This is a genomic window from Burkholderia sp. AU18528, assembly GCF_002223215.2.
Classification (GTDB): Bacteria; Pseudomonadota; Gammaproteobacteria; order Burkholderiales; family Burkholderiaceae; genus Burkholderia; species Burkholderia semiarida.
This window is the reverse complement of the sequence record NZ_NKFC02000006.1, coordinates 237,276-259,786: the sequence shown is the minus strand read 5'-3', so window position 1 is coordinate 259,786 and position 22,511 is coordinate 237,276. Positions and strand designations below refer to the sequence as shown.

Annotated in this window: 17 protein-coding genes and 1 pseudogene; 6 read left to right on the top strand and 12 right to left on the bottom strand. The window is 66.6% G+C overall.

Annotated features, from left to right (window positions below; translation table 11 throughout):
- Positions 1 to 292: 292 nt before the first annotated feature.
- The 7 genes and pseudogenes from CFB52_RS35390 to CFB52_RS17940 form a co-directional block, all read right to left on the bottom strand.
- Positions 293 to 439: pseudogene (locus CFB52_RS35390) on the bottom strand (RHS repeat-associated core domain-containing protein); the annotation flags it as partial.
- A 224-nt stretch (positions 440 to 663) separates the two neighbouring features.
- The gene (locus CFB52_RS17960; RefSeq protein WP_144029748.1) at positions 664 to 993 is read right to left on the bottom strand and encodes a hypothetical protein; all 330 of its coding nucleotides are present in this window, start codon (positions 991 to 993) and stop codon (positions 664 to 666) included.
- 120 nt (positions 994 to 1,113) lie between these two features.
- Positions 1,114 to 1,536, bottom strand: a complete 423-nt coding sequence (locus CFB52_RS34270) for a hypothetical protein (protein ID WP_124657359.1) — start codon at positions 1,534 to 1,536, stop codon at positions 1,114 to 1,116.
- On the bottom strand, positions 1,533 to 6,377 hold the full coding sequence (locus CFB52_RS17955) for an RHS repeat-associated core domain-containing protein (RefSeq protein WP_257220499.1): 4,845 nt from the start codon (positions 6,375 to 6,377) through the stop codon (positions 1,533 to 1,535). The genes CFB52_RS34270 and CFB52_RS17955 overlap by 4 nt, the downstream gene beginning before the upstream one ends.
- A gap of 43 nt (positions 6,378 to 6,420) precedes the next feature.
- On the bottom strand, positions 6,421 to 9,237 hold the full coding sequence (locus CFB52_RS17950) for a type VI secretion system Vgr family protein (RefSeq protein ID WP_257220498.1): 2,817 nt from the start codon (positions 9,235 to 9,237) through the stop codon (positions 6,421 to 6,423).
- A gap of 132 nt (positions 9,238 to 9,369) precedes the next feature.
- Positions 9,370 to 9,987 carry a glutathione S-transferase family protein gene (locus tag CFB52_RS17945; protein WP_059580010.1) on the bottom strand — a complete coding sequence of 206 codons (618 nt, stop codon included), beginning with the start codon at positions 9,985 to 9,987 and terminating at the stop codon, positions 9,370 to 9,372.
- A gap of 93 nt (positions 9,988 to 10,080) precedes the next feature.
- On the bottom strand, positions 10,081 to 10,449 hold the full coding sequence (locus CFB52_RS17940; protein ID WP_059580008.1) for a YciI family protein: 369 nt from the start codon (positions 10,447 to 10,449) through the stop codon (positions 10,081 to 10,083).
- A gap of 81 nt (positions 10,450 to 10,530) precedes the next feature.
- On the opposite strand from CFB52_RS17940, the gene CFB52_RS17935 reads away from it, so the two are divergent.
- Complete coding sequence (locus CFB52_RS17935; protein WP_060315843.1) at positions 10,531 to 10,998, top strand: MarR family winged helix-turn-helix transcriptional regulator; 468 nt, start codon at positions 10,531 to 10,533, stop codon at positions 10,996 to 10,998.
- 146 nt (positions 10,999 to 11,144) lie between these two features.
- Positions 11,145 to 11,906, top strand: coding sequence for an isocitrate lyase/phosphoenolpyruvate mutase family protein (locus CFB52_RS17930; RefSeq protein ID WP_099317095.1), 762 nt, complete (start codon positions 11,145 to 11,147; stop codon positions 11,904 to 11,906).
- Positions 11,907 to 12,057: 151 nt separating this feature from the next.
- On the opposite strand, the gene CFB52_RS17925 is transcribed toward CFB52_RS17930, so the two are convergent.
- On the bottom strand, positions 12,058 to 12,957 hold the full coding sequence (locus tag CFB52_RS17925; protein ID WP_099317094.1) for a LysR family transcriptional regulator: 900 nt from the start codon (positions 12,955 to 12,957) through the stop codon (positions 12,058 to 12,060).
- A 101-nt stretch (positions 12,958 to 13,058) separates the two neighbouring features.
- Here CFB52_RS17925 and CFB52_RS17920 point away from each other — a divergent pair, with 101 nt between their 5' ends.
- Positions 13,059 to 13,937, top strand: a complete 879-nt coding sequence (locus CFB52_RS17920; RefSeq protein WP_099317093.1) for an aldo/keto reductase family oxidoreductase — start codon at positions 13,059 to 13,061, stop codon at positions 13,935 to 13,937.
- A 50-nt stretch (positions 13,938 to 13,987) separates the two neighbouring features.
- Here CFB52_RS17920 and CFB52_RS17915 read toward each other — a convergent pair whose 3' ends face one another.
- Positions 13,988 to 15,190 (bottom strand): MFS transporter, encoded by a 1,203-nt coding sequence (locus CFB52_RS17915; RefSeq protein ID WP_060010326.1) that lies wholly within the window; start codon positions 15,188 to 15,190, stop codon positions 13,988 to 13,990.
- A gap of 70 nt (positions 15,191 to 15,260) precedes the next feature.
- Here CFB52_RS17915 and CFB52_RS17910 point away from each other — a divergent pair, with 70 nt between their 5' ends.
- Positions 15,261 to 16,310: an AraC family transcriptional regulator gene (locus tag CFB52_RS17910; RefSeq protein WP_060315850.1), complete on the top strand. Its 1,050-nt coding sequence runs from the start codon at positions 15,261 to 15,263 to the stop codon at positions 16,308 to 16,310.
- A 52-nt stretch (positions 16,311 to 16,362) separates the two neighbouring features.
- Here the strand turns inward: CFB52_RS17910 and CFB52_RS34660 are convergent, their stop codons facing one another.
- Positions 16,363 to 16,527: a hypothetical protein gene (locus CFB52_RS34660; protein ID WP_180278226.1), complete on the bottom strand. Its 165-nt coding sequence runs from the start codon at positions 16,525 to 16,527 to the stop codon at positions 16,363 to 16,365.
- Between the two features lie 68 nt (positions 16,528 to 16,595).
- Positions 16,596 to 18,512: a DUF3857 and transglutaminase domain-containing protein gene (locus tag CFB52_RS17900; RefSeq protein ID WP_099317859.1), complete on the bottom strand. Its 1,917-nt coding sequence runs from the start codon at positions 18,510 to 18,512 to the stop codon at positions 16,596 to 16,598.
- 178 nt (positions 18,513 to 18,690) lie between these two features.
- Between CFB52_RS17900 and CFB52_RS17895 the strand changes: the two genes are divergently transcribed.
- Positions 18,691 to 19,275, top strand: a complete 585-nt coding sequence (locus CFB52_RS17895; protein WP_144029747.1) for a hypothetical protein — start codon at positions 18,691 to 18,693, stop codon at positions 19,273 to 19,275.
- Entirely contained in the window at positions 19,212 to 20,075 is an 864-nt protein-coding gene (locus CFB52_RS17890) for a crotonase/enoyl-CoA hydratase family protein (RefSeq protein ID WP_059579986.1), read from the top strand. Before CFB52_RS17895 ends, CFB52_RS17890 begins: the two co-directional genes overlap by 64 nt.
- A gap of 48 nt (positions 20,076 to 20,123) precedes the next feature.
- Here CFB52_RS17890 and pdeR read toward each other — a convergent pair whose 3' ends face one another.
- Positions 20,124 to 22,127, bottom strand: coding sequence for a cyclic di-GMP phosphodiesterase (gene pdeR / locus CFB52_RS17885; RefSeq protein WP_060967942.1), 2,004 nt, complete (start codon positions 22,125 to 22,127; stop codon positions 20,124 to 20,126).
- Positions 22,128 to 22,511 lie beyond the last annotated feature (384 nt).

Below are 22,511 nucleotides of genomic sequence, written 5' to 3'. Positions count from 1 at the left end.
CCTGCTTAGTTGCCGCCGTCGTGACCTCTGTCTTTTTTGACGTAGTTATTTGGCCGTTCGGTCCGATGTTAATCGTTCGCGTCTGAACATGGGGAGTTGGAATTTTAACTTTCGTCGCCTTATCGAAGTGCGCATCACCCTGCAAATCAATATGGCCTTGCGTTGTCGGCGTAGAAAATGTTACCGAATTCCGATTAATCTGCCTAGAAAGTTCTTGCGCCATCTCGGTGGCATCCTTCGGTCCCTGAGATGCGATATCGTTGCAACTCGGCAAGCACTTCGCACATTGCTTCGACAGCCCCAGCGGATCAATCCAGCCAATTGGATTGGGTGCGTACTGCCAGACGTTGATGCCGCCCGCGAGCCCAATAGGGTCTTTCGAAATGAATCGTCCGCTACTCGGATCATAGTACCGGTGCCGGTTATAGTGCAGCCCCGTCTACCGCCCGTTACCAATCCCCTAACGATTGCCCAAAATCTCGTGCGCTACCTCAGATTACACTCGTCGTCGTAACACTATCGTATGTTGACCGACTCTCCGCCTCGCCTTGTGCCGCGTGGCATCTCGACGTCGCTCGACAGTAGACAGAGCTTGGTCCGACACTCAATCGTAGTCGTACCGCAACCAATCGTCTCAGGCACGAACAACAATAATTATGGCAGTTATATTTTGCCTCCGCCCTTCAATCGAAAACTGATACCCCTTTCCATTATTTGGAGATTCTCTATTTCATACCTCGGGCCTTGAGGACAGGGACCAACCACATAGAACCCGAGTTTGTAAATTTCACCTTCCAGCCGGTCTATCTCCACTAAGAGCTGATCATTCGCCGCCTGCTCAAACTCCTTAAACAACGGTGCATAAGTAGCAAAACATGAAGCAGGAGAGAATTCACCAAGGATGCTCCCCTCGCGTGAGGCGATCACAATGATTTCACCCATACCCTCCCCGCTATGATCCTTGAGATTAAACTTCATCACCATGAGCAACACGTAGATTTTCCGAGCACCATCGAAAGGCAATCAATATTTTCATCATTTCCTTCATCAACACCGCCTGGACGAATTTGGCACGTATTGATATAGCGGTTGAGCGCGGAGCGCGCGCCTCTGCTATTTCAATTTCGAAGCCACTCTTACAATTCGATCAGATACGCTCTCATCGCGCGCCCAAACAGCCCATTCAGTACTATCGAATCCATCGATCACCATTTCATATTCGCAAAAATCCCTCCTTCCCACTCGCTCGCGGGAAACCGGATATTGAGTAGCCGCAACTATTTGACAATCGATCGTTTGATCCAACCCGTGAGCAAAGTCGTTCAACTCAGTCCAAGTCATAGCAACACCATTATCCGAAGAACGGACCTCGTCTTCAAAAGAGGTCATGGTTTGGTCACCTGGGGCACAACCAATGCCGTAAAAATCAAGCACGTACCAAGTCCATTGGCTGCCCGGAACAACTGTCAACAGTTCCTCGAGTGAAATCTTGGAGCCGTCTGATCGATCCATTGGAAACGATCGCATTTGCATCATGGCATCTCCATGGGGACTGCGGGCCCGTGCTGTCGTGTTCCTCCCGTCGGATTGGGAAGCCAATTGTGCTGATGGGGACACGGGTGGTTTTGGGGGCGACCGTGATCAGTGAAATCTATATCGCGTGTGGGAACAAGATTTCCGTTTGCATCGTAACTCCATTCTCGTGCCTGATTGTATGCACCTCGACGTCCATCCCTCCGACCCAATTGCGTGTGAGGCGCGCCTACGTCCGGCACGGGATTGCCGTGATTATCTCGAGGCAGCGACCTATCGGCCCAGAAAGTACCAGGGCAAGGGCATTTGCATGTCAGCCCAAGTGGGTCTATCCACCCAACCGGGTTTGGTGCGTACTGCCAGACGTTCAATCCACCCTGCAACCCAATCGGGTCCTTCGAGATGAACCTGCCGCTGCCCGGATCATAGTACCGATACCGGTTATAGTGCAGCCCCGTCTCCTCGTCCCGATACTGCCCCTGGAACCGAACCGCGTTCCCCGCCTCGTTGCGCTCCGGCACCTCCCCCCACACCGTCTTCTCGCCACCCCACGCCCGATACCGCCCCAGCCACACCACCTTCCCCGAATCGTCCAGCAGTTCCTGCGGTGTCCCCAGGTGGTCATTCTGGTAGAACAGCGTCGCATGCCGCGTCTTCGCCGGCACCTGCACGAACCTTCCATCCGTGCCCGTCGCCACGAACGCCGCCTCCACCAGCGTCTCGTCCAGCCGCGCCAGTGGCACGAACGTCCCCGGTTCGTGCAGGTACAGCGACGCCCCCTGCCACCGGTGCCGCTCAATGAACGTATGGACCCGCTGCGCCACCGGCACCGAGTACGGATCGGCAGGATCCTCCCGGACCATCGGCGTCGAGCGGTCCCCCACCCGCTCGCCGCGTTCCCCCGGCTCAAGCGGTGCGATATGGAACCGCTCCTCCATCAGCAGCACGTCGCCGTCCCACGTGAACACTGTCCGATCGATGTGGCCGTCCCTGCTCGTCACCTCTTTCATCCGCCGCCGGCCGAACGCGTCGTAGGTAAAGTGCACGCGCAATTCCGGCCGCACCGTGCCCGGGGTCGACGTCACGCCATGTGGCGTCCGCTCGATCCGGTCGATCTCGTTCGCCGCCGGCCACCTCGCATAGCGTTCGGCCTGCGTGAGCCGGTTCGCCGCGTCGTATTCGTACAGCCACGTCACGCCGCCCGGCTCCGTCTTGCGCACCAGATTGCCTTGCGCGTCGTGCTCGTAGCGCGTGCGGTTCAGTTCCTTCAGCACGTTGCCGATGCACTTCGGCAATGACCGCTCCCAGCCGGTCAGCGCGTCGACCTCGTCGGCAATCCGCAAGCGCCGCGCGAGCTGTTCGTCGGGCAACCGTTCGCCCGGATGGGCGTCCCACCACGCACGATCCTGCGCCATCTGCCGCTGCATCCGCGCCTTGGCCGACTCGATCGTTTCGTCGCTCGGGCGCGGCGGGATGCTGTCCGGATCCACCGGGTTGCCCGCCGGATCGAATGCGAATACCTCCTTCAGATCCCGTGTCGTCGCCTTCAGCAGACGCCCGGTCGGGTCGTACGCATACTCCGTGACGCCGCGCGTGCGATCCTCGATACGCGTCAGGTGACCGGCCGCGTCGTACTGCAACCGGCGCGTGGCCATCCAGTCCGCCAGCCGCGCACTCCCGTCACGCCGCACGGCCATGCGCTGCAACCGACCTGCCGGATCGTATTCCCGAACCTGCTCGAAGCTGCGATACCGGCGCACGATCTCACGATGCAGTTTGTCGCGCTCGAAGTCCACCAGCGGCCGGCCGTCCAGCAACACGCCGTGCAAATGGCCCGAACCGTAGCGCAGCCAGTCGATCGTGCGCGTGTTCGGCAGTTGCGTGCGGATCCGGTTGCCGAGCACGTCGTATTCGTGACGCGTCACCGTCGTGTAGGAACCGTCGCTGTCCGGGTAGATCGTCTGCTCTTCGGCGATCAGGTTATCGGCATCGTCGTAGTGCAGGTGCACACGGCTGTGATATCCCTGCGCGGTCGTTAGCCGGCCGCGGGCGTCGTAATGGAAAAGCTCGGTCACCCGGCCCCGGCCGCCCGGCCCCTTCGTCTCCCGCCGCGTCAGCCGGCCGAGCGGGTCGCGCGTGTAGGTCGTCTCGACGTCCCCGGCCTGCGAACCGATCAATTGCCCGGCATCGTCCCATTGGTAGCGGGTCGTGCTGCCGTCGAAATCCGTCTGCTCGACGATGCGCCCCAGCCGGTCGTAGCCGAACCGCGTCCGGTCCCGGTTCTCGTTGGTCAGCGTGTCGAGCCGCCATTGCCGGTCGTATCCGTATGCCAGTTCCCGGCCTGCGGCGTCCTTGCGCCAGGTCGGCTGCCCGCGTGCATTGAACGTGTACTCGGTGACGTGGCCCGCGCCGTCGCGATACGTGCGCAGGTTGCCTTCTCCGTCCCACGTGAAGCGTTCCTCGGCGCCGTCCGGATGCACGACGCTGACGACCTGCCCTCGCGCGTCGCAGCGATAAAGCGTGTCGTGGCCCGCGGCATCGGTGACCCGCGACGGATGACCGCGCTCGTCGTAGCCGTAGCGTGTCGCGTGGCCGGAGCAGTCGGCCGCCTCCGCGAGCCGTCCACCGTGGTCATAACGGAAGCGTTTTACGCCGCCCTTCGGATCGGTCAGCGACAGCAATTCGCTGCGTACGCCCCACACGTAGCGGGTCGTGCGGCCTGCCGCGTCCGTCACGGAGACCGGCCGGCCAAGCGCGTCGTAGGCCGTTTGTGTGACACGGCCATCCGGCCCGGTGACCTGGACCGGCAAACCGCGCGCGTCGTATTCGGTACGCGTGACATTGCCGAGTGCGTCGATCTCGGCCGTCAGCCGGCCGTGCGCGTCGTACTCGAAACGCTGCGTGTGACCCAGCGCGTTCCGCATTCCGACCAGACGGTGCTGGTCGTCCCATTCGTACGATTCGGTCGAGCCGTCGGGATGCTCGACCAGCACGATCCGGTTGTGGAAATCGTAGCGGTGAATCGTCGCATGGCCGCCGGCATCGGTCACCTTTGTGTACCAGTGTTCGCGATGGTACTCGAAGTGCATGTCGTCCTGGACATGCTGGCCGTCGTTGCCGTACCACGTCCGCACGCATCGGGCGTCGGCCGTCGCGGGCACGCCTTCGCGCCGGCCCGGCCAGTCCCATGCGAGGTTCGCGGGGTGTCCGTTGAAATCCGTATAACGCGTGAGCAGGTGTTGCTCGTACGTATACGTACGCCGGAAACCGAGCATGTCGACGTGGCCGCTCAGGTCGCCGTCGGCGCTGTACGTGTAGCGCGCGAGGGCTTCGTTGGCGAGCCCCGGAACGCCTGCACGGTAGATCGCCGAGACGCGACCGTCGACGTACTCGATGCGGATCGCGTTCGCCGCGCCATCGCTGATCGTAACGAGTTCGCCGGCGGCGTTGTACGTGAAGCCGAGACCGATGCCGTCGCGGTTGATGCGGGAAACGAGGCGGTAACGGGCCGACGCAACGCGGTCGCTCAGTTCGTATTCCTCTCGACTACCGTCCGGATAGGTCAAATGGATTCGGCGGCCATCCGGGCGTGCAATCGTGAACTGCTCGGCCGGCACCTCGACCGACTCCCCGAATCCCACCGGCGGCAACGGCACCGCGCGACTGTCCGGATCGAAGAACGTCAGCGTACCGTCCCGCTCCTCCAGCGACAGATGATACGCACTGCTCCAGCGCGCGCCCAGCGGGCTCGCATCGTAGGCCGCAAGGCTCGATCGATAGCGTCGCGTCCACACGATCGGCACGACACCGTCGAGCACGAAGTCGGTCTGCGCGAGGTGCTCGTCGCCCATTGCGTAACTGACGGGCTTCGCGCTCGCCGTCTTCGGACAGCCGCACCCGTCCTTCGGCGGCAGCGGGCTGGGCATCGCGCCTTTCTGCGTCGAATCGCGGTGCTCGCCCGGCTTGCGGTGCGGCGCGCTCATCGTACCCGGCGTGACCTGCGCGACGTGCGACGGCATCCCGCGCGCCTTGCGCGCCTTGATCTGCGCGGTGATCTGCGCGGCCATGAACAGCAAACCACCCGCTTCGTCCACGCTGCCGAACGCGCGGTCCAGCATCGGCCCCGTTTCGCGGTCGAACGCGTCGAGCCAGGCGACGATCGCATCGCGCTGGCCCGACACCTGGAGCAACTGGTCGATGCCGATGAGCGCGATCTCCTCCGTCGACGGCACCCACGACAGGAAGCCCGGGTTCTTCTTGATGCGCCCCATCTGCTCGGCCGCCGAAACAGGATCGAGCACGAAGCGGCGCACCGTGCGCGACGCTTCGCGCACCCCCGCGACGATGTCTTTCTTCCACGCGTCGAGGTACGTGTCGAGTTCCGCCATGAAGGCGAGCACGTCGCCGCCGGCCGTCGCCCAGAACAGGTCGACGAGCATCGCCGCGCCCGCACCCTTTGCAAATGCGAGCAACACTTCCTTGACGACCGCGCGCGCCGGCCGCGTCGCATTGCCCGCGGCGGGCACGACACCGATCGCATCGATCGCGAGAATACCCCAATTGAGGACCTTCGCCGTGCCGCCCGGCTCGCTGCAGATCCGGTAGATGTCGACACCGACGTCGTACAGCGACATCGCATTGCCGACGAACGGCACCATGTACAGGCACTGCACGAAGATCTCGAGGCCGGGGTTACCGACCGATTCGACGTCGGTCGCGATCAGCTTCGGCGAGGTGTCCGGTGCGGGAACCGGACTGACGATCACGCGCCGTGCTTCGGCATTCTGAAGAATCGCGTTGGGTATCGGACGCTGCGGGGTCGAGGGTGCGGTGGTTCCGGCCATAAATTGTTATCTGTTTCGAATAGGAAGCGAACACCGCGCGCGATCAGCGCGACACGGTGGTTTTGACGAGACCGGGGGCGGCGCCGGGCATCGAAGCCGCCGCGTGATTGCGTGTGGAATTCGCGACTGGCTCGCCGACAGCGTCGAGCGAGGCCCGGGCAAGCGCAGCGGCATCGCCGTTCGCGACGTTCGCCGCCCCGCCCGATGCTGCTTCCCTGACGAGCGCGGCCGCCCCGAGCGCTTGCCCGGCCGACTCCGCTACGGGAATCGCGGCCGTCATCGACGCCCCGACGAGACTCGGCACCGCGTGGCCGGCATCCCCGCTCGCCGGCGAAAATGGCGGCGTCCCTTGCGGATCGCTCCACTTGCGCGCGGTGTCCTGAAGATCCTGGTCTTCCTCGAAATACTGGACCGAGCCACCGCCGCGCGGCACATCCGCCACCGTGCCCCGGCCGTCGGCATCGAGCCGGCCCTCGCGCCACGAACCGTCCGGGAACGTCACGCGATACGTTGCGTTCCTGACCGGCTCCCCATTCGGATATGCATGCCAGAGCTTCATGCCGGTTCGCTCCTGCGCCGGCATCAGCGGCAACGCCTGCCGGCGGGTCGCGGACGGTCCGGCACTCACCGGCCCCCGCAACCGAATCTCGCCTGCGCTGCCGATCTCCACTGCCCCGCCTTCGAGCTTGATATAGGCGCCGCCGCACATCAGCACCAGCGCCTTCTGCGCATTCAGCGTCACCGCATCCGACGTGCTCGCGATCGTCACGCCCTTTAGCGCCGTCAGTTCGAGCGCATCCGCTTGCGCCTGAACGTCGACCTTGCCCGCGCCCGCGTATAGCTTCATTCCATGCGCATTCGCATACAGCGACACCGCATTGCCCGCTGCAACCGTATAGTTGCCACCGATCGCCGCATCGGCGTTGCCGCCCGTCGTCGTGAAAAGATGTCCGTCAGCCGCCAATTGCATGTGTTCTCCACTGGTCACGGCAACCCCGTGCGGTGCTGATGCGAGCAGCACGGCAGCCTCGAGATCACGAACCTGCGCTTCGAGCAACGCCTGCTGCGCTTCGCAGGCCGCCATCGTCGCTCGCGCCTTCTCGACCGCGTCGCTCAGACGGCGCATGCGGGATCGCGCCGCGTCGAGTTGCCGCCGCGCGACCGTCATGTCGAAAGCGTGCCCGCCCGCACTCGATTGCGCATCGGCCGACAGGAACAGTCCCTTGCCGGCGCGCAGCGCGCCGCGCTCATCGGTCCTGACCTCGAACCCTTCACCACGCGTCTGCTGTCGGCTGTCGACGAAATGCCCGAGGTTGACCTGCGTCTTTCCACCGTAATCCGTCGACAGCTTGATGCTTTCGCGCCCCTTCCGATCCTCGAAGCGAAGCTTGTTGTTCGCTCGCGTGCGAATCACGTTGCGCGTGTTGAAGCTATCCCGGCTCGTGACCAGGTCGACGGCCTGACTGTGATGGTGCGCATGCGCGATATACGGCCGGTTCGGGTTGCCGCCGGCAAATGCGACCGCGACTTCGGTATCGGCCAGCAGCGGAAAGTGGAATCCCGTCTGATGGCTGCCTGCGAAGGGCTTGGCGAGGCGCAGCGGCACACACTCGCCGCCGGCAGGCCATGTGTCGAAATCGAAATCGAAGCGCACGGTGTAACAGCCGTCGCTCGTCAGGTGCGCATACGGCGAAGCGCCCGGAGTCGTGACCCGTGCCGGCAACGTGCCCGCAATCGCAGGCCAGCGGTGCTCGTCGAGTTTCAGTCGAAACGCCCGGCCGCACGGAATCGCGTCGAACGTATTGATATACGACGCATCCCGGCCGCCCGCATGACGCACCGACACGATCACGATCCCGTGCGGCGCGTCGGCCGGTTGCTCGTCGAGCTTCGCGACAAGGCCCGGCGCGAAGTCGACAACCGAACTCTTGCCCGAATACGTGACCTGCCATGCAAGCGCCGCCTCGCGGCGCAATTGCGCTTCACGCCGGGCTTCGTCGCCGTCGGCATGGTGAGTGCCATAGACGTAGCTCGCCCCCCATGTCGTCGGATCGTCGCGTGCGGCGATGGTCGCCTCGGCGTTGAATCGGTCGTCAGCCTTCTCGGGGTTGTAATCGGCGACCTTGATCGAACGAGGAATCGTTTCGCTTAACGATTCGAGCGAAAGCACGGCCTCGTGACCACTTTCCAGGCCGCTTGCTTCGCGGTACGGAATGACGACTTGCGGACGATACGAATAGGCATCGACATCATCGCCGAAATGCAGTTCGTCGCCATGCTGTCCCGCGCGGAAAAAACAGAATAATCCGGTTTGTTCCATCAGCAGGCGGATGTAATCCCAGTCGGACATCCGGTACTGCATGCGAAACGCAAGACGCGGATACGCGCGCCGCAGCTTGAATGAAAACTGGTGCGCGCGGAATTCGTGCCGCCTGAGGATCGATTCGACGATTTCGGGCACGGACTGTTGCTGATAAATGCGGGTCGCCTCCACGAGGCGCAAACGGGCGACGAACGGCTCGACGACGATCCTGTACGACACGAAATCGCGCGTCTTGCGGATCTGACCGAACGCGGTGATGCAGCCGGCGAATCGACGCACCACGCCCGTCGCGGCATTCGTGCCGGGGGGCTCGATCGTAAAGATGGCGGGGCGATTGAGGTAATCGGCGCGTGCGAGCGAAACCGGGCTCGTCAGCGTCACTTCGATCCGATAAGGCTCGCCCAGCCGCTCGTCGAGCACGAACGACATGATCGACAGATCCGGCGTCGCGGGTGCGCCGGGCACCTCCAGGAAATACGACTGCCGACCGGTTATCCACTGCGCGAATGCGCGTTGCGTATCTCGTCCTCGGGCCATGCTTCTCTCTCAGCAACCGCGTTTTTTCTCGGAAACTGAAGAGATAAAGGATGGCCGGGTTCTCGTCCAGCGAATGGCAACGGTCTGCAACAATGTTCGTGGCCGATCACGTCGACGTGACCGACCACCATTTCACGCCGCCTTCCTCGCCTCCGCGATCCGCTGCGGCGCCTTCGGCCGCGCATACAGCCGTTCCAGATACGCGCGCAATTGCGGGAACGGCTCGATCAGGTGGCATTCGCTCGCCCAGTCGATCAGATAGGCCGTCACGCAATCGGCCACCGTCAGCGTATCGCCGACGATGAACGCGCGCCCTTCGAGATGCGTGTCGAGAATCGCGGCCATCGTCGTGAAATCCTCGCGCGCGAGTTCGATATCGGCCGGCGAGCGCTTCTCCGGCGGATAGAGGAACGTATGCCGCGTGATCCGCCACAGCGGCTGCTCGAGCTCCGTCACCGCGAACATGATCCACCGATAGGCCTGCGCCCGCAGCGCCGGATCCACGGGCAGCAGCGCCTTCTCCGGATACTTGTCCGCGAGGTACAGCACGATCGCGGCCGATTCGGGAATCACGAGGTCGCCGTCCACCAGCACGGGCACCTTGCCGGCCGGATTGAGGCGCAGGAATTCGGGCCGCTTGTGCTCGCCCTCGAGCAGGTTGACCGACACGAATTCGAAGTCCGCATCCAGCTCCTTCAGCCCCCACAGCGCGCGTTGCGAGCGGGTGCCGGCAAATCCGTAAAGCTTCATCGCGAGTCTCCATCCAGAATGTCGTGAAAACCTCTGCATCCGGGCCGCGCGCATCGAACCTGGCGACACGCAGCGCCCGGCGTCACGCGTCGCTCATGCGCCGGGAATCGCCAGCACCGGCATCACGTCGACCGACACGCCCGGGAACAGCGTGAAATGCGGATGACCTTCGAACAGCGCGGCGGCCGCGTCGTGCGACGCCGCGCGCACGACGGTAAAGCCGGTCAACGCATTGGCCGTGTCGCGGATGCCGCCTGCATCGATGGCCTTGGTCTTGCCGAGCGGCCCGCCGAGCTCGACGATCGCGTCGCGATGCCGCTCGACCCACGCATGCCATGCGGCGATGCCGTCGCGCTCGCGCGTGCGCCGTTCTTCATCCGGCAGCGCGAGCCATGCCTTCATCGCCGGGCTATCCTGGGTCCCGAGAAATACGGCGAGATACAACTGTTGTTGCGCACTCATGCCTTCCCCTCCGATGACGGACACGGCGGGTTGCCGCGCCTCGATCTTGACAAGATAGGTTGATATCAACACAATTGCAACATGGCACGAAAAGAAAAGCTTCCCTTCGAGACGACGCTGATGGTGCGCGATTGCTGCCTGTGCCTGCACATGCAGCGCGCGGCGCGCAATCTGGCGCGCATCTTCGACGATGTGCTGCGCCCGCTCGACCTCACCAACGGCCAGTTTTCGCTGCTGATGTCGTTGAACCGGCCGCAACCGGCCCCGATGAAATCGGTCGCGTCGCTGCTCGCGATGGACCGCACCACGCTCACCGCGGCGCTCAAGCCGCTCGAGCGGCGCGGCCTCGTCACGATCGTGCAGGATCCGGACGACCGGCGCAGCCGCCTGCTCGAACTGACGCCGGCCGGGCACGACCTGCTGGCCGAAGCGTTCCCGCTGTGGCGGCAGACGCATGCCGAGATCGAGCGGCCGTTCGCGCCCGGCGAAGTCGACCAGCTGCGCGGCCAGTTGCGCACGCTGTCGATCGATCCGGGTTCGCGCCGCTGAGCCGGCGCGCCGATCGCCGCGCGGCGCTCATGCCTACTTCCTGCCACGCGCTGTCAGCAGACATTGCCGGCCCGCGTCGCACCGCCCGATTCGGTGGCAATATCGCTCGGCACGACAACCGATCCGGTATTCACGAGGAGACGAGCATGGGCAACAACGAGAAAGGCGCGACTTTCCGGTCGCTTCACCGCGCAGGCCAGCCGCTGGTGCTGTTCAACGTGTGGGACGCCGGCAGCGCGCGCACGGCGGCCGATGCCGGCGCCGTCGCGCTGGCCACCGGCAGTTGGTCGGTCGCGGCAGCCAACGGCTTCGTCGACGGCGAGCAGATGCCGCGCGCGCTGATGATGGACGTGCTGGAGCGGATCACGCGCGCGACGGCGCTACCCGTCACCGTCGACCTCGAAAGCGGCTACGGCGAGCGGCCGGACGATGTCGCCGAAACGATCGCGCTCAGCATCCGGGCCGGCGCGATCGGCTGCAATCTCGAAGACAGTTTTCCGGCGACGGGCGAACTGCGCGACGCCGACGAAGCGGCGGCCCGTCTCGCGGCGGCCCGGCAGGCGGCCGATCGCGCGGGCGCCGACTACTTCATCAACGCACGCACCGACGTGTTCTTCAAGGCGTCAGCCGATACGCACGACGAACGATTGCTCGACGCGACGCTGGCCCGTGCGCGCGCTTATGCGGCGGCCGGCGCCGACGGCCTGTTCGTGCCGGGCCTGCGCGCGCCGGCGCTCATTCGCGCGCTGACGGCCGCGTCGCCGCTGCCGGTGAACGTGATGCGCGTGTCGGAAACGCCGACGCTCGCGGAGCTCGCCGATTACGGCGTGGCGCGCATCAGCCACGGGCCGTATCCGTATCTGCAGGCGATGAAGACGCTGGCGGCGCTGGTCAGGCAAGGCGGCTGACGGATCCGCGGGGGCGGCGCGGCACGCCCGCTCCCGCGCTTCGGCCGTCGCGCCGCTTGCTGCAGCGCGTGCATCGCGCATCGGCCGGCCATATGAGCGGCGATGGCACGCGGCCCGCTGGGCGCGCATGCCCCGGGGCGCGGTCGAACGCTCAGGATGCCTTGATGAAATCGATGAACGCGCGTAGCACCGGCGGCACGAGACGCCGCCCCGGATAATACAGAAAGGGCCCCGAAAACGGCCGCCACCACGGTTCGAGCACGGGTTCGAGCGCGCCGCTGTCGAGATGCGGACGCAGCCAGTCTTCGAACAGATGCACGATGCCCGTCCCGGCGATCGCCGCGTCGACCAGCAGCTCCGTCGCCCCGCCGATCTGGACCAGCAGCGGCCCGGCGGCCGGCTCGACCCGCACGACCTCGCCGTCGCGCTCGAACTCCCACGGCGGCATCGCGCCGCTCGCGAAGCGCCCGCGCAGGCACCGATGGGCGAGCAGGTCGCGCGGATGCCGCGGCCGGCCGTGCCGGTCGAGATAGCCGGGCGCCGCCGCGGTCGCGAACCGCTGGATGCGCGGGCCGATCGGCACCGCGATCATGTCCTGTTCGAGCCGTTCGTCGTAGCGGATGCCCGCGTCGCATCCGGCCGCGAGCACGTCGACGAAATTTTCGTCGGCAGTCACTTCCAGCCGGATGTCCGGATACGCATCGAGAAAGCGCGGCACGATCGCCGGCAACACGAGCCGCGACGCGCTGACCGGCACGTTGAGTTTCAGCGTGCCGGCCGGTCGGCCGCGGAATTCATCGATACCGTCGAGCGCGGCCGCCACTTCGGTCAGTGCGGGCTCGAGACGCGCGAGCAGGCGCTCGCCGGCTTCGGTGGGCACGACGCTGCGCGTCGTGCGGTGCAGCAGCCGCACGCCGAGCCGCGCTTCCAGCCGGCGCACGGCTTCGCTCAGCCCCGACGCGCTGAGGCCCGTCATGCGTGCGGCGTCGCGGAATCCGCTCGCGCGTGCGACGGCCATGAATGCGTTCAGATCACCCAGATCGGTTTGCATTGTTCGCCTTTTCGTACAACCCGTGCGAATTATGCCCGCTTATCGCGCAGCCGACTCGTCCTTATGCTGAACGCATTCATCTCTTCGACAGGAGTAAGGTCATGCCCGATATTCGCCATACCGCCACCTTCAGGCTCGGCGATCGCGCCGTCAGACGAATCGGCTACGGCGCGATGCAGCTTGCGGGCCCCGGTGTATTCGGCCCGCCGAAAGATCGCGAAGCCGCATTGAACGTGTTGCGCGAAGCCGTCGAATCCGGCGTCGACCATCTCGACACCAGCGACTTCTACGGCCCGCACGTGACGAACCGGCTGATTCGCGACGCGTTGCATCCGTATCGCGACGATCTCGTGATCGTCACCAAGATCGGCGCGCGCCGCGGCGACGACGCGTCGTGGCTGCCCGCCTTCGCGCCCGACGAACTCGAACGGGCCGTGCACGACAACCTGCGCAACCTCGGGCTCGACGTGCTCGACGTCGTGAACCTGCGCATCATGTTCGACACACACGGGCCGGCCGAAGGATCGATCGAGGCGCCGCTGGCCACGCTCGCCGAGCTGCAGCGGCGCGGGCTCGTGCGGCACATCGGCCTGAGCAACGTCACGCCCGCGCAGGTCGCCCAAGGCCGCCGGATCTGCGACATCGTGTGCGTGCAGAACCACTACAACATCGCGCACCGGGGCGACGATGCGCTGATCGACGCGCTCGCCCGCGACGGCATTGCCTACGTGCCGTACTTTCCGCTCGGCGGCTTCTCGCCGCTGCAGTCGTCGACGCTGTCCGGCGTGGCCGCGCGCATCGGCGCGACGCCGATGCAGGTCGCGCTTGCATGGCTGCTGCGCCGCGCGCCGAATGTCCTGCTGATTCCGGGCACGTCGTCGGTCGCGCATCTGCGCGAGAATCTCGCGGCAGCCGACCTCGATCTGCCGGCCGACGCGCTCGCGGAACTCGACCGCATCGCGGGCGCCGACGCCGCGTGACGCGCGGATAATCCGCCTGGCAGCCCGTGCAACGCGGGCCGCCACGCCGGTCAGGACGCGGCCACGCCGACGCGCTTCGGCACGCCGGTGACGATCGTCGCGACCGCCACCGCCAGCACGATCGCCGCGCCGACGAACACGCCCGCCGCGCCGTTCGCGTCGAACACGACGCCGCCGGCCGCGGCGCCCGTCGCGATCGCGAGCTGGATCGCCGCGACGATCAGCCCGCCCGCGCTCTCGGCCTCGTCGGGCACGGTGCGCGTGACCCACGTCGACCACGCGACCGGCACGCCGCCGAACGCCATCCCCCACAACGCGACCAGCACCGCGTCGATCATCGGCGCACGGCCGAGCGCGACGAGCGCGATGCCGAGCACGACCATCAACGCGGGCATGCCGATCAGCATCGGCCGCAGCCGGTGTTCGAGCACGCGGCCCGCGAGCGACGTGCCGACGAAGTTCGCGATGCCGTAGCCGAGCAGGATCGCCGACAGCCCGTTCACGCCGACGCCCGCCACCTGTTCGAGGAACGGCCGCAGATACGTGAAGAACGCGAAATGGCCGGTGAACACGAGGATCGTCGCGAACATCCCGAGGCCGACGGTCGGCCGGCGCAGCACGTCGATCAGCGTGCGCAGCCGCGTCGTGCCGCTCGGCGGCATCGACGGCAGCGTGAGAAGCTGCGACACGAACGCGATGCCGCCGAGCACGGCCGCGATCAGGAACACGTTGCGCCAGCCGATCAGGTGACCGAAGTAGCTGCCCATCGGCGCGGACGCGATGGTCGCGACCGCCACGCCGCTGAAGATGATCGACAGCGCGCGGGGCACCATCGCCGTCGGCACGAGCCGCATCGCGGTGGCGGTGGCCATCGTCCAGAAGCCGCCGAGCGCGATGCCGAGCACGACGCGGCCGAACAGCAGCACGCCCAGGTTCGGCGCGAACGCGACGGCGAGGTTCGACGCCACGAGCAGCACCGAAAACACGAGCAGCACGCGCCGCCGGTCGATCGTGCGCGTGAGCGCCGAGATCAGCAGGCTCGTGACGAGCGCGACCGTGGCGGTAGCCGTGACGGCCTGCCCGGCCACGCCTTCGGTCACGCCGAGGCTCTCGGCCATCGGCGTGAGCAGGCTCGCCGGCAGGAATTCGGCCGTGACGAGCCCGAACACGCCGAGCGCCATCGCGAATACCGCGCCCCAGGCCGGTTCGCGGGGGGCCGCCGTCGAGGCGGCCGGGGAGATTCCGGGATTCATGCGGGATTCCGTGTCGGTTAGGGAAAGTACTGATGAGGGCGTATCGTAAGGAACAGCGGCAGGACGGTCTATGACATACAATCCGTTCCTGTTGATCGATCGTCCGTATCTCACGATGTCCGAACCCCTTCTGCCGCCGATTCCCGATGCGCACGACCTCGTCAGCGAGCTGCTGCTGGGGATGCGCCTGAGCGGCGTCCAGTACCGCCGCATCCAGGTCGCGCGGCCGTTCGGGCTGAATTTCGGCCATGCGCCGGGCCGCGCGCAGTTCCATTTCGTCGTGCGCGGGCCCGTGCTGCTGCGCGACGCGTCGGGCGAGACGATGCGGCTCGAGGCCGGCGACGCGATCCTGTTGCCGCACGGCGGCATGCATGCGCTGGTGTCCGATCCGGATGTGCCGTGCCGCGAGATCAACGGCTTCGAGGCCAGGAAGATCTGCGATACGGTGGCGTCGGTCGCGTCGGCCGGCATGTCGCCCCCGACCTGCGCGACGACGGAACCCGGCGCCGGCGATGCGCTGATCTTCAGCGCGTGCATGGAACTCGACCTCGGCGGCATGCAGCCGCTCGTCGGCACGATGCCCGCATTCATGCACGTGGGCACGCTGCTCGCGCGCTACCCGGAAATCCGGCCGATGCTCGACGCGATGGAGCGCGAGGCGTGCACGGCGCGCGCGGGCTTCGCGGGCATCCTCGCGCGGCTCGCGGACGTGGTCGCGGCGTTCATCGTGCGCGGCTGGGTCGAGTGCGGATGCGGCGATGCGACCGGCTGGGTGCAGGCGCTGCGCGAGCCGAAGCTCGGCCGCGCGATCGTCGCGCTGCATCGCGACCCGGGCCGCAACTGGAGCGTCGCGGAGCTCGCGACCGAAGCGGGCGTGTCGCGCTCGGTGTTCGCCGAGCGTTTTCTCGCGGCCACCGGGATGACGCCCGTGCGCTACCTGACCGAGCTGCGGATGCGGCTCGCCGCGCAATGGATCGCACGCGACCGCGAGACGATCGAAGCGGTCGCGTACCGGCTCGGCTACGGTTCGCTCGCCGCGTTCAGCCGCGCGTTCAAGCGCGTGGTCGGCAAGCCGCCGGGCGCCGTGCGCGCGGACGGCAACGTGCACGCCGAAGCGTAACGCGCCGACGCGCGGCGCCGGTGGTGGCCGCGGCGGCGGTGGCCCGCGGGCGTCACTTCAACGCGTCGAGCCGGTCGACCAGCGCCGTCGCGCACCGCACCGCGAGCGCCGCGCACTGCTCCGCGTCGACTGCCGCGCCGGTCGCGACCGTGCCCTGCACGATCCTGCCCAACAATTCCTTCGAGAGTTCGGCGATCTCGTGATCCCGTTCCGTCATGATGTCCTCCTTCGCGTCGGCGATTCCGGTGATTCGCCCGTTCGGAGCGAATGCCGTGCCCGCGCCGCTCAACGCTGCTTCGCCCGCACGACGATCTGCGCCTGCGTGTCGCGCTCGATGCGCTCGAGCGACGCGCGCAGCGCCGTGAATTCGGCCGGCGTACAGACCTGCCGGCCGAAATCGGCGTTCATCCGCCGCGTGACCTGCACGACCCGCGCGGCCGCATCGAACACGTAATGCGACGTGAAGTCGACGAAGCGGTCGTGCACGGCCGTATCGGCCGGCAGGTCGGTCACGGCGACGCCCGCCGGCAGCGCGATCTGGCCGCTCTCGTCGAACGTGCCGCCGAGGCAACCCCACGGCTGCGTGCGCACGGGCTCGGCCAGCCACGTCTCGACCTGTGTCGCGATGCCGCCCGTGACGCTCGACAGCGCGGGCAACGCGGTCGTGCCGTCGGGCCACACGAAATGATCGAGCGTGCCGGTAATCGTCACGTCGAACGGGCCTGTCGACCCGCGCCGGTCGCTGGTCGACAGTTGCGCGCGGCCGCGCAGGCCGCTTTGCCGCAGGCGCTCGTTCGCGAGTTGCGCGATGCGCTCGCGCGACGCGCGGCGAAACAGGTTGCGCTCGAGCTCGGCCGTCCAGCCGTCGTCCTCGACATAGGCCTGAACGCGCGCGGGGCCGGGCTGCGCGGCATCGATCGCGATCCGTGCGATGCGGCCGCGCGGCTGCGTGGCCGGCGTGCGCGACAGCACGCCCGTATCGACCAGCAGCGCCGGGCGGTCCATCACGATCGGCGGCAGGTAGCCGAACGCGATGCCGGCCGTCGTCGTATCCGCGTAGAGGCCGAGATCGGGCAGCCACGTGATCGCATGATTGATCGCGCCGGCGCCGTAGCCGGGCACCGACGGCAGCGTGTACACGGCGCCGAGATTGATCAGCACCGGTTCGCTGCGAATGCCGACCGCCGCGAGCAACGCGCCGAACAGCGCGACGTGATCCTTGCAGTCGCCGTAGCGGTTGCGCAGGATGTCGGCGACGCGATGCGGCGCGGCGGCCGTTTCGCCGAGAAACAGCCCGACGTAGCGCACGTTCGCCTGCACCCAGTCGTACAGGATGCGCGCCTTGTCGCGCGGAGCGACGGCATCCGCCGTGAGCGCACGCGCCAGTTGCACGACGGCCGGATCGTTCGCGCCCGGATCGACGGCCGCGTTGCGGTAGCGCGCGGCGAACGCCGCGTAGTCGGGCAGCGTCGACACGACGAGCCGGTCGCCGTAGGTCGGGTAGCCGACCGCGCCGCTCTCGATGCGATCGTACGCGCCGTGCCGGTAGTCGAATGCGTAGCGCGTGCGGCCGTTCGCCGTGACGGGCGGCAGCGCGACGTAGCCGCGCGCATCCGCGTACAGCGGCATGTCGGCCGGCACGTCGAAGATCAGCCGCTGGTTGTCGACCGGCTCGCGCGACGGCTCGACGGTGTAGCCGAAATAGCCGCGATTGACGGGCTTCGTGCGGGTCTTGCGGAACGCGACGCGCGTGCTCGACCCGGCTTCGACGCCGGGGAACACGACGGTGCGCAGCAGCCCGTCCTGGAACGTCGGCGCGCCGGCCGAGCGCGGCTCCTGCACGTCGCGGATGCCGTCCGCGCCGACCGGGTGCGCGACGCCGTCGCGGTCGATCGTCTCGGCCGCGAGCAACTCCACCTTCTCGAGATTCTTGTCGAACCACACGTAGCGCTGCGCGACCGCGTCGATGCCGTTCGCGTCATTCGCGCGCAGCGTCGAATCGTCGTGCTCGTCGAGCGAGCCGTCGCGCTGGATCACGAATTCGTGGACGTCGCTGACGAGCGTGACGGGCGCCGTATCGCCCGCGTCGCGAGCATCGCGCGTGTCGTGTGAGTCGCGCGTGTCGGCCGCGGCCGCCCCAGCGCCGAACGCCATGGCGCACGCGAGCAGGCAGCCGGTCCATCGGGAAGGAAAACGCACCACGTCGAAGCTCCCCGCGCGTTCGTTGCCGGGCGTCAGCACCGAGCGCCGGCACGGCGGCCCGACCCGCATGACGCGCGCATGACAGCCGCCCGCGCCACCCTCACGCGTGGCCGTCGTGCGACCCAGTGTGGGCGACGTGCCGGCGAGCGTCAAGCCGCGCCATCGGGAAGCAGACATCATGCGGAGCAACACCGATTTCAAAATCGGCGACCTCGCGATTGCGTTCGCATGGCTGCGCGTGATCCCGTTCGGCCTCTTGCCGACGGCGCCGCATCTCGAACGGCGGCACCCGACGCCGATCGGCGCCGCACGGTCATGCGCGCTGCGCGATCGCTCACGGCAAATCGGCGGGCCGCCACGCCGATCGGCCCGACCCGCAACCGTCGATCGACGTCCCGACGTCATATTCGGCGCGCAAGCGACCGGCGACGCCGGCCGCCTCGTCGCCGGCGCGCCGCTCGGCTCGCGCCGCCTTCCACCCGCCGATCTCGGCCCCTCATCCCCAATCCACCGCCACCCGCCCCGTCGCCCGGACGCGATCCGCACCGGCGTCCCGCTCGTGCGTTGTTCCCCGCATTTCGACATTTGTGCGCGCGCAACAATGGCGATGCCTCGCGCCTGGCGCCCGGCGGGCAACCCGATTCCCGCAGGGCGCCGGGCGCGATGGTCTTCAAAAACCACATCTCACGAGGACATACCATGCAACTCCAATCCCATCCGGCGTGCCGCCCGTTTTACGAAGCCGGCGAACTGTCGCAACTGACGGCCTTCTACGAAGAAGGCCGGAACGTCATGTGGATGATGCTGCGATCGGAGCCGCGGCCGTGTTTCAACCAGCAACTCGTCACCGACATCATCCATCTCGCGCGCGTCGCACGCGACTCGGGCCTTACGTTCGACTTCTGGGTGACGGGCTCGCTCGTCCCCGAGCTGTTCAACGTCGGCGGCGACCTGAGCTTCTTCGTCGACGCGATCCGCAGCGGCCGGCGCGATCAGCTGATGGCCTACGCGCGCTCGTGCATCGACGGCGTGTACGAGATCTACACCGGCTTCGGCACCGGCGCGATCTCGATCGCGATGGTCGAGGGCAGCGCGCTCGGCGGCGGCTTCGAGGCCGCGCTCGCGCATCACTACGTGCTCGCGCAGAAGGGCGTGAAACTCGGGTTCCCGGAGATCGCGTTCAACCTGTTCCCGGGCATGGGCGGCTATTCGCTCGTCGCGCGCAAGGCGAACCGCGGCCTCGCGGAATCGCTGATCGCGACCGGCGAGGCGCATGCGGCCGAGTGGTACGAAGACCAGGGGCTGATCGACGAGACGTTCGACGCCGGTGACGCGTATCTGGCGACGCGCACCTTCATCGACGTGACCAAGCCCAAGCTGAACGGCATCCGCGCGATGCTGCGCGCGCGCGAACGCGTATTCCAGTTGTCGCGCTCGGAGCTGATGGACATCACGGAAGCGTGGGTGCATGCAGCGTTCACGATCGAGCCGAAGGATCTCGCGTACATGGAACGCCTGGTGATGCTGCAGAACCGGCGCGTGTCGAAGCTGCGCACGGTGTAATGCGACGGCGCCGCCGGCCGTCGGCGGCGCCTTTTTCCGGAACGAAGCTCAGGCGATCAGCCTGAGCTTTCTCGTCTCCGCGAGCCACGCCTCGAACGCCTGCGCCGGCATCGGCCGCGCGTAGTAGTAGCCCTGCGCGTGATCGACGTCGAGCTGCTTGAGGAATTCGGCCTCCGCATGCGTTTCGACGCCTTCGGCGATCACCGCGAAATTCAGCGCCTTCGCGAGCGACACGACGGAGCGCACCAGCGCCTGCGAGCGCGGATTGCGGTCGATGGCCGTGATGAAGGTGCGGTCGAGCTTGATCGCGTCGAGCGGCAGGCGCGACAACTGCGACAGCGACGAATAGCCGGTGCCGAAATCGTCGAGGTGGATTTCCGCGCCGAGCTGGCGGAACTGCCGCATCAGCCCGATCGCCGCTTCTTCGTCCTCGATGAAGCTGCTCTCGGTGAGCTCGATGTCGACGAGGCTCGGCTTGAGCCCCGCGCCGTCGAGAATCGACGCGAACTGGTGCACGATGTTCATGTCCTGCAACTGCCGCGCGGACACGTTCACCGCGATCCGGATGCCGAGCCCCTTCGCCTTCCACGCGGCGGCCTGCGCGGCCGCGGTACGCATCACCCAGCGTCCGAGCGGCGCGATCAGCCCCGACTCTTCCGCGAAACGGATGAACTCGACCGGCGCGACGAGCCCGCGATCGGGCGACTGCCAGCGGATCAGCGCCTCGACGCCGTGCACGTCGCCCGTCGCGATGTCGACGACCGGCTGGTAGTGCAGCACGAACTGCTCTTCCTCGAGCGCCTTGCGCAGGTTCGTGTCGAGCCACATGTACTTCGCGACCTTCTGGTTCATCTCCAGCGAGAACACGCGGTACGTATGCTTGCCTTCTTCCTTCGCGACGTACATCGCGGTATCGGCGCTGCGGATCAGCGTCTCGAGCGAATCGCCGTGCTGCGGATACATCGCGATGCCGATCGAGCAGCTCGTGTAGACCTCCACCAGCCCGAGGTGGATCGGCGTGCGCAGCCGCTCGAGGATGATCTGCGCGGTCGCCTCGAGCAGCGGCCGCGTGCCGTGCTCGAACAGCACCAGGAACTCGTCGCCGCCGAGCCGCGCGAGCGTCGCGCCGGACGGCAGGCAGCCGCCGATGACCGCGGACACGTCCTGCAGCAGCCGGTCGCCGGTGATGTGCCCGTAGTGATCGTTGACGCGCTTGAAGTTGTCGAGATCGAGGAACAGGATGCCGACCTGGCCGCGCGTATTGGCGTCTTCCTCCGCGATCGCCGCGTGGATGCGCTCGCTGATCGCATGGCGGTTCGGCAGCCCGGTGAGCACGTCGGTGTTCGCGAGCTCGGTGAGCCGCTGCTGCGCGTTGCGCTCCTCGGTGATGTCGATGCCCGAGCAGATCAGGAACTGCTCGTCGACGCCGCTGCCGCTCTGCACGAACTTGTTGCGGAACTGGAACAGGCGCGGCCCGTTGACCGTGTTGATGTAGCGCTCGACCGCGAACGACTGGTTGCTCGCGAAGAAGCCCGTGATGTTGCTGCGCGACTGCGCGCCCTGCTCCGGGCTCATGAACAGCTCGAATGCGCTGCGGCCGATCACGTCGACCTCGCGCTTGCCCGTCACTTCCTCGCACAGGCGGTTGAAGCGCTGCACCATCCCGTTGCGGTCGAGGATCACGACGAGCGAATTGACCTCCGACACCACCTGCTCGGCGAACGCGAGCCCGTGCGACAGATCGCCGGCGACGGATTCGGTATCGGAATAGGCGGACGCCGTGCCGGCCCAGTCGACCGTGTTGACCTTCCTGCCGACGAGATGGAGGCTGACCGGACTGCCGAACAGCACGATGTCGAGCACGAGGTGCGACGTGACGCCGGTCAGCGCGCGGATGCGCGCGGCCTGCTCGGCCGTCAGCGCGACCGCGACGTTGGTCAGGCCGCGCACCGCGGCGAGTTCGAGCGCGTTGCTGTCGCTGCCGAGACGCCAGCAGGGGCTGCGCGTACCGACATGCGCCTCGAGCACCGCGCTATCGTTTTCGTCATCCATGGACACGCCCCGATCCAGAAAAAACGCACAGTGTAGACGGAGGCGAGCGGGCCGGCCGCCTTCCCGGGACGCGCGGTGCGCGGGCCGGCAGGGCGGACGTGATTGCCGTGACGGCGAGTCTCGTCCCGTACTTGTTTGCAGCTGATGCGACCGGCGTTCGCGCGTGATGCGCAGGTTCTGCCTTACGAATGAATGATGAGAGCCATCTTATCAAATGACGATGAGGATTGGCACTCACATTTAGAGCAGAGTGTCAAGGAATTGGGACTCGATTGGCAAGCCGGATTTTTCATGATTGGTAGCGTGCGAATGGGCGGGCGACGCGGCGCGTGCCGGGCGCCGCGTGCCACGCCGCGCGGCCCGACAGGCGGGCGGTCGCGGCCG